The sequence below is a fragment of the Paenibacillus sp. FSL M7-1046 genome (assembly GCF_038007405.1).
In the GTDB taxonomy this organism is placed as follows: domain Bacteria; phylum Bacillota; class Bacilli; order Paenibacillales; family Paenibacillaceae; genus Paenibacillus_AQ.
In genome coordinates, this window is the sequence record NZ_JBBOXB010000001.1 from 4,764,664 (window position 1) to 4,778,481 (window position 13,818).

The following is a 13,818-nucleotide window of genomic DNA, read 5'->3' on the forward strand; positions in this document are numbered from 1 at the left end:
GGTAGAGCCGTTTCTTCTTGTTTTGATAAAACCTAAAGAATATGCATACTACGAAGGAGTGAAGACGGACATGTCCTCATTTAAACGAATTGGATTTATCGTTCTTGATAGTGTTGGTATCGGTGAAGCGCCGGATGCGGAAAGTTTCGGTGATAAAGGGTCCCATACGCTGGGACATATTTTGGAGCGGGTGCCGGGTCTTAAGCTGCCTAATCTGCAAAAGCTTGGTCTCGCCAATATTGCACCACTGCCGCCGCTGGAGCCTGTAGCAGCACCGGCCGGATATTACGGCAAAATGCAGGAGGTATCGGTAGGCAAGGATACAATGACCGGCCATTGGGAGCTGATGGGGCTGAAGATTGAAGTTCCGTTCAACACCTATTTTGACGGATTCCCGGCAGAGCTGATTGAGAAGTTCGAAGCGGCAACCGGACGCAAGGTGATCGGCAATAAGCCGGCTTCCGGTACGGAGATTCTGGTCGAATATGGCGAAGAGCAAATGAAGACCGGGGCCTGGATTGTGTACACTTCCGCCGACAGCGTATTCCAGCTTGCTGCTCATGAAGATATTATCCCGCTGGAAGAGCTGTACAGCGCCTGCAAAATCGCCCGCGAGCTGACGATGGCTCCCGAATTCTCGGTAGGCCGCGTAATCGCCCGCCCCTATGTCGGCGAACCGGGGAACTTTGTACGTACTCCTAACCGCCATGACTATGCGGTCAAACCGCCGGAGCCGACGGTAATGAACGCGCTGGAGGATATCGGTAAAGACGTTATCGCTGTGGGCAAGATCAACGATATTTTTACAGGTGAAGGCGTAACAGCCACGTATCCGACAAAAAGCAATGAGCATGGCATCGAGATTACGATCCGAGAGCTGCGCAAGCCGTTTGACGGCTTCCTGTTCACGAATCTGGTAGATTTCGATTCCCTGTATGGCCACCGCCGCGATCCGGAAGGTTACGGACATGCTCTTGAGGTATTCGATCAGGCGCTTCCGGAACTGCTCTCTACACTCGGCGAAGATGATCTGCTCATTATCTCGGCAGACCACGGCAATGATCCGATCCATAGCGGAACTGATCACACACGTGAGTATGTGCCACTCTTGATTTACAGTCCAAGATTCAAGACTCCGGGCAACCTGGGCATCCGCCAGACGTTCTCGGATGTGGCAGCGACAATTGCCGACAACTTCGGGGCCAAAGCGCCGCAATATGGGACAAGCTTTTTGGCGGAACTCAAATAATACGAAATCCTATGAAGCATCAATACTATAGACAACCCTCAAGGAGGCAATAAACTATGGAAGCAGTTAGCCAAAAGCATATTCAGGAAGCAGCGGTTTATATCAAGGATAAATGTACAGTCGCCCCGGAAATCGGGCTAATTCTCGGTTCGGGTCTGGGCGTTCTGGCAGACCTCATTACGGATGAGGTTGTAATTCCCTACAACGAAATCCCCCATTTTCCTGTATCCACAGTAGAAGGACATGAAGGCGAACTGCTGATCGGGATGATTGAAGGACGACGAGTTGTAATGATGAAGGGCCGGTTCCACATGTATGAAGGTTACGGCCCGGAGACGACGGCTTTTCCGGTGCGCGTCATGAAAGAGCTTGGCGTAACCAGCCTGCTCGTTACCAATGCCGCAGGTGGCGTGAACACGGACTTTACACCCGGCGATCTGATGCTGATTACCGATCATCTGAACCTGACCGGGCGCAATCCGCTGACCGGCCCGAATGACAATGCTCTGGGCGTGCGGTTCCCGGATATGTCAACTGCCTACAGCCCCCGCCTGATTGCAGCGGCGAAGGAAGCTGCGGCAGAGCAGGATTTTGAATTCAAGCAAGGCGTTTATGCCGGATTGCTCGGCCCTTGCTATGAAACTCCGGCTGAAATTGTCATGCTGCGCCGTCAAGGTGCGGATGCTGTAGGCATGTCCACCGTCTCCGAGACGATTGTGGCCCGCCATGCCGGTATCGAGGTGCTTGGCATTTCCTGCATCACTAACATGGCTGCCGGCATTCTTGACCAGCCGCTGAACCATGCGGAGGTTATGGAGACGGCTGAACGTGTGCGTGAGCGCTTTTTGAAGCTGGTACTGGCCTTTATTCCGAAGATGTAGGCTCTATAGATCAGATTCAATGGCATCGGAATTATGCCAATATTATTCATCCACAACAATTCATACCCGGGAGGTTCAATTCATGACACAAACCAATATTTCTTACGGTAATCAGGTGAAAGAAGCAGCGGAATACGTAAAATCCAAATTCGGAGCGTATTCACCGTCCATCGGGCTGATTCTGGGCTCAGGTCTTGGCGATCTGGGCGACCAAATCGAAGATGCAGTGTATCTTCCTTATGAAGAAATTCCTCATTTTCCGCGTTCTACGGTAGAGGGCCATGCTGGCCGGTTCGTTATCGGGAAGCTGGAAGGCAAGGATGTTATCATCATGCAGGGCCGCTTCCACTTCTACGAAGGCTACGAGATGCGCAAAGTTGTGCTTCCGGTCTATGTGATGGCAAAGCTTGGCGTGGGTACGCTGGTGATCACTAACGCGGGCGGCGGAATGAACCGGGCGTTCAAAGCAGGCGACCTGATGCTGATTACCGACCACCTCAATATGACTGGCGACAACCCGCTGATCGGACCCAATGATCCGGAGCTGGGAGTGCGTTTCCCGGATATGTCCCGAGCTTATGATCCTGAGTACATGGCTTTGGCCAAAAAGCTTGCAGCTGACGTTAAAGGTGTAGACGGTGAACCGCTTGTGCTGCAGGAAGGTGTATATGCCGGCATCAGTGGTCCAACTTATGAGACACCGGCGGAGCTGAAAATGCTGGCGTACCTCGGCGGCGATGCTGTCGGGATGTCTACTGTACCTGAAGTGATCGTGGCTAGTCACAGCAAGCTGCGTGTGCTTGGCATTACCTGTATCACCGATATGGCGATCGGGGATGAGCTGGAGCCGCTGACGCATGAGCAGGTGGTGAAAGTTGCCAATCTGACTAAACCGAAGTTTATCGGCCTTGTGCGCGCCTTTGTGCGTGAGGTACAGGTGTAATGCGAGCGGTTGATCTTATTCAGAAAAAAAGAGACGGCGGGGAGCTTAGCCGTGAAGAAATAGCTTATCTGATCCAAGGCTACAGCAAGGGTGCAATTCCCGATTACCAAATCTCGGCTTGGGCCATGGCGGTGTATTTCCGCGGGATGAACGCACGGGAAACCGGCGATCTGACGCTGGAAATGGCCATGTCCGGTGATCAGGTCGATCTCAGTCCGATTGCCGGCATCAAGGTGGACAAGCATTCCACCGGCGGCGTGGGCGATAAGACGACTGTGGTTCTGGCACCGCTTGTTGCCGCAGCCGGAGTACCGGTGGCCAAAATGTCCGGCCGCGGGCTGGGACATACTGGAGGCACCCTCGACAAGCTGGAGTCGATCAGCGGCTTCTCTATCGAGATGGGCCGGGAACAATTTTTCGCCCAGGTAGGGGAGATCGGCGCTGCCGTAATCGGCCAGTCGGGCAACATTACACCTGCAGACAAGAAGCTCTACGCACTGCGTGATGTGACAGCGACAGTGGAATCCATTCCGCTGATCGCCAGCTCCGTCATGAGCAAAAAAATCGCCGCAGGTGCCGATGCCATCGTGCTTGATGTCAAGACCGGCAGCGGCGCGTTCATGAAGACGCTTGACGATTCCATTGCCTTGGCGCAAGCCATGGTGGATATCGGGACCCATCTGGGCCGCAACACGGTTGCGGTCATCAGCGACATGGACCAGCCGCTTGGCTACGGCATCGGCAACGCCCTGGAAATCAAGGAAGGCATCGAAACCTTGAAGGGCCACGGGCCGAAGGATCTGCAGGAGGTCTGCCTTATTCTGGGCAGCCAAATGCTGGTGCTTGGCGGCAAGGCGAAGGACGAAGCCGAAGCCCGCTCCATCCTGATGTCTCATATCGAGGATGGTAGTGCTCTGGAGAAGTTCAAGCAAATCGTATCTGCGCAGGGTGGAAAGGTGTCGCAGGTCGAAGCGCCGGAGACGCTGCCGGCAGCACGGAGATTTATCGAAGTGAAAGCAGCAACCGCTGGTTATGTGGAGAGCATCCAAGCCGAAGAGATTGGTGTAGCTGCCATGCTGCTTGGCGCAGGCCGCGAGACCAAGGAATCGGTCATTGATCTCGCCGTTGGCATTCAGCTGTCGCTGAAAGTCGGCGATGCCGTAGCCGCAGGAGATACGCTTGCCGTATTGCATGTGAACGATGCCAGCGAGAACAAAGTGCAGGAAGCGGAAGCTAAAGTGCTGGAAGCTTACCGCATTTCCGCTCAGCCCGTTCCGCCTCAGCCGCTGGTGTTTGCGCTTGTGACCAAAGATGGCGTAACCCGGTACTAGGATTCAGCGCAGGATGTAAAGGTTCTTGATATTTCTGTGATAGATCAGCATCATGTAAACGAAAAGCCGTACAGAACAGTCAAATGTTCTGTACGGCTTTTTGCAATTTGAAGTAACCCTCCAGGAGTTTGACGTTAAATATCATCAAACTTGCGCCTTGGAAAGAAGAATTACTGCAGCAGCCATTCCTCTACCACCTTCAGGATAGGGTAGGCTCCCCGGCTTTTGTTGCACAGGACAACAACGGTTGCTCCGATTGCAGGGTAGAAGGCGGAGTGGAAGGACACCCCGGGATCGTACCCCATCAGATGATATTTCAGTGCCTCGCCATTTTGCTTCGTGATCCATACTCCGTAACCGTAGTACTCCTCATTGTCATCATGAATATGCGGAGTGAGCAGGAGGGCCGTCAGCTCCGGATTTAGCAGCGTATGATCGAGCAGTCCCTGCCATAGCCGCTGCATATCCGGCGCGGTGACGAAAGCGCCGCCGTCAGCGCCTCCTTTTACAGGAATGGAATAGATGTTGGTGACCCAGTTTCCATCCGCTTCTTCGATATATCCCATGGCGGTATTGGCTGGAAGCGCATCCAGTGCAAAATAGCCGGAATGCTTCATTCCGCAAGGCGCAAAAATATGCTGCTCCACGTAATCCGTAAAGGGCATCCCGCTAATCTTCTCAACCAGCAGGCCAAGCATGATGTATCCGGCATTGTTGTAGTGAAATCTTTCTCCCGGTGTGAATTTCATCGGATGCTGCGAGAACATCGGCACGAAATCCTGGAGCTTCCGCAGCAGGTACATGGGCTGGTTCAGCCACAACGCCGCGTAATCATCCATGATTTCTTCATCAAAGTAATCTGCAATACCCGAGCTATGCGTCAGCAGGTGATGAACGGTCATGTCATGGCTGAATCGGGCAAACTCTTTTCCATTCAGCACATCCAGCACCTTGCTGCTGAAAGCAAGCTTGCCCTGTTCCACCAACTGGCAGACAGCAATCGCCGTAAACAGCTTGCAGCCGGAGGCGATGCCAAAGCGTGTGTCCGGATGATTTAGCCGCTCCTCTGAAATGTTGGCACTGCCGTAAGAAGCGGCCAAGGTGTGGGTCTGTTTTTTGACCAAAACTGCTCCAGAGAATCTTTCGGTCTCAGCTTCCTCGCTGAGCTTATGCTGCAGATATTCAAGCTTCATGGTGGCTCCTCCGATTCAGTTCATTTATAGTAGCTTAGCTAAGAAATTCGCCTGAAAGATACAAGTTTCCTTCATTTGATCCTTATTTATGAGGCAAGAATTGGAATAACGACTGAAGACTGTACGTGCTGCGTAAGGTTTATCTGCAAAGGACAAGAAAAGCACATCAGTTTTGGCAGGGCGGTACATTGTGGACGTTTTGGAATTTAAGATACTATAAACTCTAACCTTACAATAATAGTTTTGTACAGACTGGCAGCGGTTGGCTGCTTTTTCATGAAATGTCGTTAGCGTTTCTACAGATTAACAAATCCGTGAGTTAGCACATCCGAGGAGGAATTATAATGGCACTTCATCAAACGATAACGGTATTGAACACACTGGACAGCGCTTATGCTAACGGTGAACAGGTCAGGCAGCTGTTTGCAGCTTATCCGGCAGTGAAGGTAGACGTCCATAAGGTTGAGGGTGAAAAGGGCAGCACGGAATTCGTCAAAATCTCAATCCCGGGCAGCAACGGAAAGCTGGCGGGCGGCACGGCGCCGACCTTCGGGATTGTGGGCAGACTTGGCGGAATCGGCGCCCGTCCCAGCCGGATCGGGATTGTCTCCGATGCGGACGGCGCAGTTGCTGCTATTGCTTCAGCACTTAAATTGGCTCATATGCAGACCCAAGGCGATGTGCTCAAAGGGGATGTGCTGGTAACGACCCATATTTGCCCGGATGCTCCGACGCTGCCGCATGAACCGGTGGATTTCATGGATTCACCGGTCGATATCCTGCAGATGAATGAACATGAGGTGCTGCCGGAAATGGAAGCGGTTCTGTCCATTGATACCACTAAAGGTAACCGGGTGGTCAACCACAAAGGCATTGCAATTTCGCCAACGGTCAAGGAAGGCTATATTCTGCGGGTGAGCGAGGACCTGCTGCGCATTCTGGAAATGACGACAGGCCAGTTTCCGGTTACTTTTCCGGTGACGACCCAGGATATTACACCTTACGGGAACGGCCTCTATCATATTAACTCGATTCTTCAGCCTGCCGTTGCAACGAATGCTCCGGTTGTGGGCCTGGCGATAACTGCACAGTCCATGGTGCCCGGCTGTGGCACCGGAGCAAGCCACGAGGTTGATATTGCTTCCGCAGTACGTTTTGCGATTGAAACCGCCAAAGAAGTGACCGGGGGATCATGCTCATTCTATAACGAAGCGGAATTTGACCGCATTACAGAATTGTACGGCACGATGAGTGTATTGCAGACACTGGGCAAACCGGCGGTAACCTCCCGCTAAATCCGGGTTTATAGAAATTGTACTGCGAAGGGTAACTCCATGAACATCTAGGAGGAAGCAAATTGAAAAAAATTGGGTTGATCACGATTGGACAGTCCCCCAGATCCGATGTGGCGCCGATTATTGAGAAATATTTGGAGGGCCGTGCGGAGCTGCTGCAGTCAGGGGTATTGGATGGATTCACCCCGGCGCAGGTTCGCGAATACTACAGTCCGCAAGAAGGAGAATATGTTCTGACGACCCGGATGGCGGATGGTACTGCGGCGATTATCTCCCGCGAAAGGATAAAGACAGTGCTTCAGGGAAAAATTGATGCCATGGAGGCTGCTGGAATCCGACTGATTCTGCTGCTCTGCACCGGTGTGTTTCCTGAGCTGCGCACGAACAGCGCCCATTTGCTTGAGCCGGACCGGATTATACCACCGGTAGTGCAGGCCATGATCGGCAAGCGCCGGTTGGGGCTGATCGGTCCCTTGCCTGAGCAGGAAGTGAGTATGGTCGAGAAATTCGCCGGGCCGGGGACCTCTCTTCCTTTTGCCGCTGTCTCTCCATATACCGGCACTGAAGCGGAATTCCGCGCTGCAGCGAGCCGGTTGAAAGACGTGGCGGATGTGATTGTGCTTGACTGCATGGGTTATGTGGAGCAGCATAGAATATGGGCGGCCTCAGAAGGAGTGCCAGCCGTACTGTCAAATGCCCTCATAGGGAAGCTGATGGCGGAAATGGTGTAATCAGGAGGAACGAATATGAGTGAAGAGCGGATAATAATCAGTATGAATGTCCTGAAGGACTGCCTGGGACTCTGCAGCGGTGAACTGCTGGCCGTAGTGGCGGACGATGACAAGCGGGAGCTTGCCGAATCCGTCTATGAGGCCGGCAAAAGACTCGGAGCGGAGTCGGTGCTGCTGATCATGCAGGAACGGAGCAAGTCCGGTGAAGAACCGCCTGCTCCGATTGCGGAGGCGATGGCCAAGGCGGATGTGGCGGTGTGTATTACGAAACACTCCATGACACATACAGCGGCCCGCAAGCAGGCTGCTGCAGCGGGAACCCGGGTAGCGACCATGCCGGGTATGACGGATGACATGTTCAGCCATGGAGCCATTACGGCAGACTATGGGCAAGTGAAGTCGTTGACGGAGCAAGTTGCCCTGCTTCTGTCCGCAGGCCGTGAGGTACGTGTGGAGAAGGACGGGCTAAGCCTCTCCTTTTCCATAGAAGGGCGGGACGGAGTACTGAGTACTGGGCTATACCTGAATCCTGGGGAATCCGGGAATTTGCCTTCGGGCGAAGCGTATATAGCACCGCTTGAAGGCACTGCCGCAGGACGGATTAAAGTAGACGGGTCCATAGCCGGTATTGGCGCCTTGGCCAGTCCAATGGTGCTGGCGGTGGAGCAGGGCAGGCTTACAGCAGTTGAAGGTGAAGGCGGAGACAAGCTGCTGGAGATGCTGGGGGCAGGCGATGGCCGGCTCTTGGGTGAGTTCGGCATAGGCACGAATAACAAGGCGAGAATAACCGGTGTGGTGCTTGAGGATGAGAAGGTCTACGGGACTATTCATGTAGCCTTTGGCAGCAATAACACCTTTGGCGGCGTTGTAGCGGCAGGTGTACATATAGATGCTGTAGTGATGAAGCCGGATGTGTATATTGATGACAAAATCATTATGCGTGCCGGGGAATTGCTCTAGTCCTGCCAAGTACCTAAGCGGTCGTTACAAGCAACCTAAAAGGGAGGGATACGGATGCTGGGAATCATACGTGTAATAACACTTCAAGAAGAGAGCTCCATCCATCTGCACGGCGAGCTGATAGAACGCCGCTATGGCCTGCCGGTCATGAGCCGCTGCATTCAGGATCAGCCTCAAGGCGTCTACGATGACCTAACGGAAGCAGAATCCGTACCGAAAATCATTGAACTCGCACGGGAGCTTGAAGCAAGCGGATGTACGGCGATCGGCATCAGCTGCGCGGCCGATCCGGCGCTGCTGGAAGCGAGGGCTGCGGTACGGATTCCTGTACTCGGTGCCGGGTCCTGCGCAGCCCATATGGCGCTGGCCTTCAGCAGCCGAGTCGGCGTTCTGACGATCCTGACCGAGGTGCCTCCCTTCATTCGAAGCATCCTCGGGGACGCCTATCTCGGGATGGATCGTCCCGACGGTGTAACAACGACGCTTGATCTGAACACGCCTGCGGGACGTGCCGGAGCTATGGCTGGAGCGGCAAGGCTCGTTGAGCGCGGAGCAGAGGCCATTGTGCTGGCCTGTACCGGATTTGCAACGATCGGTTTGGCTGCTGAGCTGGAAGAGAAGCTTGGAATCCGCGCACTCGACCCTATTCTCTCACTGGGTGCCGCAGCCGCTTCGGCTGCCTCTCTGCCCGGGCTTGTCCGCCGCTAAACCGTTGTCTATGGCTGATTTGCTGGGCAGAAAGCTATAAAGATTTCAAGTGAAACGTTCTCCCGGACCATCGGTCCGGCGAGGACGTTTTTTTGTGGATCACTCGAAAGCTCGAGAAGCAAAGGTGCATCTGATATTGCCGCAAACGCGATGGATGGCGGGATGAGAAGCAAAGGTGCATCTGATTTCGCCGCAAGCAGGCTATATGGTGGAATGAGAGGTAAAGGTGCATTTGATATTGCCGCAAAAGCACAATATGGCTTAATGAGAGGTGAAAGTGCATCCGGTTTCCACACTACATGCGGACCGCAGTCGCGTAATTCCTTGGAGAAACGGCAAAGTGCCAGCAATTTCATACAAATTGCAATAGCGACTGTGATGTCCGCAGATTGCCGGAATTGTGGATTTAAACGAACTAACAGCTCTGGTGCCCGGATAAGTCACCGCTACAATGTAGCTTGCGGGATGTTCCCATTTCAGCGATCTCCTCCAGAAGGTTTTACTGTAGGATGCAGTTGTTATCTGCAATTTGAAATATTTGCCCTGTGGTTTGCGGGCGAATTCTGATAAACTATCGGGAACGCCAGACTATGGCATATCTCAGGAGAAAACTTGAAATACTGTAGACAGCGGAGGGAGGAAGGAATATTGAACACACGAGGAATTACGTTGAGAGAGCTGCTGCAGCTGCCGATTCTTGGCACAGCCACTGTAGTCAGCGGTGAACAGGGACTGGACCGGATTGTCCGCTTTGTAGATATTATGGAGGTTCCCGACCTGAAGGGTTGGATCAGTGAAGGCGTCATGCTGCTCACTACGGCCTATTCGATCCGCCATGACCCTTCACTGCTGACCGAGCTGGTATACACACTGGACAAGCTGGGGGCAGCTGCGCTGGCGATAAAACCTGCCCGGTTCCTAAAGGAAATTCCCCAAGCGGCGATCGAAGCGAGCAATGCCTGCGGGCTGCCGATCGTCGAGATTCCGCCTGAAATCCCTTATACGAACATTACCCAGCCGGTGATGGAGCTGCTGCTGGGCCGTCAGGCTATGCTGCTGCGCCGGGCAGAAGAGGTCTACCGCACACTCACAACGATGGTGCTGGAGAACAGCGGAATTCAGGCGGTGAGCGATAATGTGGCCGATTTTCTAAAAGCGCCTGTCGCACTGGTGGATACGCAGCGCAGTATTATAGTTTCCTCACCCTCCAATTTTGACTGGTCACAGAAGACTTCGCCGCTGAACTGGAACATTAATGTGGACAAGCGGACGGTAGCCAGGCTTCTGGTAGACAAGGAGAAGCTGGATGATATGGAGGAAGTGGGGATCGAGCAGGCCAGGCTGGTGTTTGCCCTTGAGCTGATGCGGAAAAAGGTAGCCGAGGATACCGAGTTTCGTCTGCGCGGCAATTTCATCGACGAGCTGCTGACACCTCCGCTGCCTTCACGGCATGAAGTGGAGCGGCGGGCACGTCAGCTTGGTATGAATCCTGAACATAAATGGGAGGTCGCCGTCATTGAAGGCGATACCGCTCCTAGTGAGGAAACCGTGAACCGGCTGCTGGACCGGGAAGCGCGCAAGCGCGGAGTGACTCCCCATGTGGAATACCGCTCAAGCCGAGCCGTGTTGTTCTTGCCGACACCGGAAGGCCGTAAATTTACGGGAGCTGCAGGCGGGGAGGAACCATGGGCGTCAACGCTGGAAAGCTGGCTGCATGACAAAAGCGAAGGTCTTGGCGCCTACCGGACCGGTATCGGTACCCCGGAGGACCTGTGGAATATCCACACCAGCTATAATGAAGCGCGCAAAGCACTGTCGGTCTCCAAACGTCTGGGCCAGGGGGCTGGTGCAGTCACTCAATACGAGGAGATGGAGGTCTACCATCTGCTGGAGGGGTTAAGCAGGCAGGGCTTCGAGGTGCTGTTCGAGCGCAAGCTGGGCAAGCTGCTGCGATATGACCAGGAGCATGACAGCAACATGCTGTTGACGTTTTATCATTATCTGGAGCACCGGGGGAGTCTGATTGATACGGCCAGCAGTCTCTACATACACCGCAATTCAGTGAAGTACCGGCTGGAGCGGATCCGTGATATTACAGGGTTCGATCTCAATGATCCGCGTGAGCAATTTGTCTGCCATTTGTGCCTGATTTACTACTACCTGCAGGAAAAATAGGGCGTGCTGGAATTTTTACGGAAGTTAATGTTAGAAAACGTGACATTAAGAGGCGGTAATAGTGCACAACCGACAAACGGTTGTGCTTTTTTTTAGCTAAACGGGACGTAGAGTGGACATGAAATTGTATGTAGAATTAGCTCAACTACTAAAGAGAATAAAGAAACAGCACAGTACCTGACATGGAACCGCAGGTTCCGTCAAAGAAAGGGCTCACAGCCTGGATTGCAACAGAAGCCGTAAGGGGGTTGATTCATTGTTTGCTTACACATTAAAAAGACTAACGCAGATGATTCCGGCCTTGCTTGGTATCATCGTCATCACATTCATTCTATCTAGGGTACTGCCGGGCGATCCCGCAATTATGCTGGCCGGTGAACAGGCCCCGGAGGAAATCGTGAACAAGATCCGCCAGGACATGGGGCTGGACAAGCCGCTTTATGTTCAGTTCTTCAGCTATTTCGGGCAGCTGTTTCAAGGAAACATCGGCTATGCCTATCATACGGGGCATTCGGTAGCCAGTGATTTGTCCTCAAGGTTTCCGGCCACCCTTGAGTTGACCTTGACCAGCATACTGATCGCGATTCTGGTGGCGATTCCCGTCGGAATTGTTGCTGCGACCCGCAAGGAATCTATCCTCGACCATATTTCGCGTGTATTCTCGCTGATAGGCGCATGCGTGCCGATCTTCTGGCTCGGTCTAATGTTCATTTATATTTTTTACTCGATCCTTGGCTGGGCTCCGGCACCGATGGGGCGAATCAGCGGTGATCTGAATCCGCCGGTCCACATTACGGGTTTGTACGTGCTGGACAGTCTTCTGTCGGGTGATACCGCTGCTTTGAAAAGCAGCCTGGCCCACCTGCTGCTTCCGGCAATCTGCCTGAGCACAGGCACCATGGCCATTGTGGCCCGCATGACCCGTTCGAGCATGCTGGAGGTAGTCGATCAGGATTTCGTGCGCACCGCCCGGGCTAAAGGGCTGCGGGAGTCCGCCGTAATTTACAAGCATGCACTTGTGAATGCCCTCATTCCTACACTTACCGTGCTCGGCCTGCAGTTTGGCTATCTGATGGGCGGGGCGGTCATCACCGAGACGATCTTCTCCTGGCCGGGCATCGGCGGGTATGTCACAGATTCCATTCTGGCCGCGGATTATGCGCCAATTCAGGCGTTTACCCTAGTAAGTGCGATTCTCTATTGCGGCATTAACCTGGCGGTAGATCTGATATACGGTCTGATTGATCCGCGTATCCGCTATGAATAAACAGCTTTTTGGAGAGGAGGAGATTTCTGTTGAGCACTGCAGCACATTCAGCACAGGGCAACCCTGCCAAACCCGCAGCTGCGCCGAAACCCAAAACATTACTGACGCTGCTTCTGCATAACCGTCTGGCTGCCATCGGCCTCATCTTTATTCTGATCTGGACGGTGATTGCCATCATTGCACCCTGGATTGCTCCGCATGATCCTTACATTACAGATATGGCGAATAAATTGCAGGCCCCTTCAGGAAGCCACTGGTTCGGAACGGACAACTTCGGCCGGGATATTCTCAGCCGGGTGCTGTACGGAGCAAGGATCAGTATCTGGACTGGTCTGATCGCCGTGGCGATTTCTTTTCTTATCGGCGTACCGCTGGGCGGAATTGCTGCCTACTACGGCGGGAAGACCGGAACGGTCATAATGCGCTTGATGGATGTCCTGTTATCCTTCCCTTCACTGGTGTTGTCCATGGCAATTGCCGCTTCTATCGGGGCAGGCTTAACTAGTGCAATGATCGCTGTAGGAATCGTCGGTATTCCGGAGTTCGCGCGGCTGATGTTCGGCCAGACTGTCTCCCTCCGCGAGAAGGAGTATGTTGAAGCCAGCCGGGCAATCGGTGTAAAAAATTCAGTGATCCTATACCGTCACATTCTGCCCAATGCACTGGCCCCGCTGATGGTGCAGGCCACTCTCGGAATGGGCTTCGCCATCCTGACGGCATCCAGTCTCAGCTTTCTCGGCCTTGGGGTCAAACCTCCGATTGCCGAGTGGGGGGCGATGATCTCAGAGGGCAGGGAATACATCATTTCCGGTCAATGGTGGTTGGTCACTTTTCCTGGATTGTCCATCGCCACTTCGATTCTGGGCTTTAATCTGCTCGGCGACGGTTTACGAGATGTTCTTGATCCACGGTTGCGGTCGGGCAAATAGAGCGGAGCGCAGGCAGGGAAGTCCCGCTGCATATCCGCAGGTTGCCCGATAAATATAGATTAGTGTCTGCCGGAAGGGCTGCTGCAGACAGGAGAGACCCTCGGAAGCAGATCCAGCCCCTCACGGAGCATGATCACAAGCAGCAATATGTTTTTT

The 13,818-nt window shown here is 53.5% G+C and carries 13 protein-coding genes; 11 read left to right on the forward strand and 2 right to left on the reverse strand.

Annotated features, from left to right (window positions below):
* Positions 1 to 70 precede the first annotated feature (70 nt).
* The 4 genes from deoB (at position 71) to NYE29_RS21020 (ending at position 4,404) form a co-directional block, all read left to right on the forward strand.
* Positions 71 to 1,249, forward strand: a complete 1,179-nt coding sequence (deoB, locus tag NYE29_RS21005) for a phosphopentomutase (RefSeq protein WP_038600282.1) — start codon at positions 71 to 73, stop codon at positions 1,247 to 1,249.
* Positions 1,250 to 1,305: 56 nt separating this feature from the next.
* Positions 1,306 to 2,130, forward strand: a complete 825-nt coding sequence (locus tag NYE29_RS21010; RefSeq protein ID WP_340897328.1) for a purine-nucleoside phosphorylase — start codon at positions 1,306 to 1,308, stop codon at positions 2,128 to 2,130.
* An 82-nt stretch (positions 2,131 to 2,212) separates the two neighbouring features.
* Positions 2,213 to 3,073 carry a purine-nucleoside phosphorylase gene (locus tag NYE29_RS21015; protein ID WP_076108928.1) on the forward strand — a complete coding sequence of 287 codons (861 nt, stop codon included), beginning with the start codon at positions 2,213 to 2,215 and terminating at the stop codon, positions 3,071 to 3,073.
* Positions 3,073 to 4,404 carry a pyrimidine-nucleoside phosphorylase gene (locus NYE29_RS21020; RefSeq protein WP_340897329.1) on the forward strand — a complete coding sequence of 444 codons (1,332 nt, stop codon included), beginning with the start codon at positions 3,073 to 3,075 and terminating at the stop codon, positions 4,402 to 4,404. Before NYE29_RS21015 ends, NYE29_RS21020 begins: the two co-directional genes overlap by 1 nt.
* 170 nt (positions 4,405 to 4,574) lie before the next feature.
* Here NYE29_RS21020 and NYE29_RS21025 read toward each other — a convergent pair whose 3' ends face one another.
* On the reverse strand, positions 4,575 to 5,597 hold the full coding sequence (locus tag NYE29_RS21025; protein WP_076108930.1) for a serine hydrolase domain-containing protein: 1,023 nt from the start codon (positions 5,595 to 5,597) through the stop codon (positions 4,575 to 4,577).
* A gap of 344 nt (positions 5,598 to 5,941) precedes the next feature.
* On the opposite strand from NYE29_RS21025, the gene NYE29_RS21030 reads away from it, so the two are divergent.
* The 4 genes from NYE29_RS21030 (at position 5,942) to NYE29_RS21045 (ending at position 9,291) form a co-directional block, all read left to right on the forward strand.
* On the forward strand, positions 5,942 to 6,892 hold the full coding sequence (locus NYE29_RS21030; RefSeq protein ID WP_340897330.1) for a DUF1177 domain-containing protein: 951 nt from the start codon (positions 5,942 to 5,944) through the stop codon (positions 6,890 to 6,892).
* A 62-nt stretch (positions 6,893 to 6,954) separates the two neighbouring features.
* Positions 6,955 to 7,623 carry an AroM family protein gene (locus NYE29_RS21035; RefSeq protein ID WP_340897331.1) on the forward strand — a complete coding sequence of 223 codons (669 nt, stop codon included), beginning with the start codon at positions 6,955 to 6,957 and terminating at the stop codon, positions 7,621 to 7,623.
* Between the two features lie 15 nt (positions 7,624 to 7,638).
* Positions 7,639 to 8,583: an aminopeptidase gene (locus NYE29_RS21040; RefSeq protein ID WP_076108933.1), complete on the forward strand. Its 945-nt coding sequence runs from the start codon at positions 7,639 to 7,641 to the stop codon at positions 8,581 to 8,583.
* A 54-nt stretch (positions 8,584 to 8,637) separates the two neighbouring features.
* The gene (locus tag NYE29_RS21045; RefSeq protein ID WP_340897332.1) at positions 8,638 to 9,291 is read left to right on the forward strand and encodes an aspartate/glutamate racemase family protein; all 654 of its coding nucleotides are present in this window, start codon (positions 8,638 to 8,640) and stop codon (positions 9,289 to 9,291) included.
* A gap of 8 nt (positions 9,292 to 9,299) precedes the next feature.
* Here the strand turns inward: NYE29_RS21045 and NYE29_RS21050 are convergent, their stop codons facing one another.
* A complete protein-coding gene (locus NYE29_RS21050; RefSeq protein ID WP_340897333.1) occupies positions 9,300 to 9,647 on the reverse strand; it encodes a hypothetical protein in 348 nt (115 codons plus the stop codon).
* A gap of 292 nt (positions 9,648 to 9,939) precedes the next feature.
* Between NYE29_RS21050 and NYE29_RS21055 the strand changes: the two genes are divergently transcribed.
* From NYE29_RS21055 to NYE29_RS21065, 3 genes are all read left to right on the forward strand, one after another.
* Positions 9,940 to 11,466 (forward strand): PucR family transcriptional regulator, encoded by a 1,527-nt coding sequence (locus tag NYE29_RS21055; RefSeq protein ID WP_076108935.1) that lies wholly within the window; start codon positions 9,940 to 9,942, stop codon positions 11,464 to 11,466.
* A gap of 256 nt (positions 11,467 to 11,722) precedes the next feature.
* Positions 11,723 to 12,733 carry an ABC transporter permease gene (locus tag NYE29_RS21060; RefSeq protein ID WP_340897335.1) on the forward strand — a complete coding sequence of 337 codons (1,011 nt, stop codon included), beginning with the start codon at positions 11,723 to 11,725 and terminating at the stop codon, positions 12,731 to 12,733.
* Positions 12,734 to 12,762: 29 nt separating this feature from the next.
* Entirely contained in the window at positions 12,763 to 13,662 is a 900-nt protein-coding gene (locus tag NYE29_RS21065; protein ID WP_076108936.1) for an ABC transporter permease, read from the forward strand.
* The last annotated feature ends 156 nt before the right edge of the window (positions 13,663 to 13,818 follow it).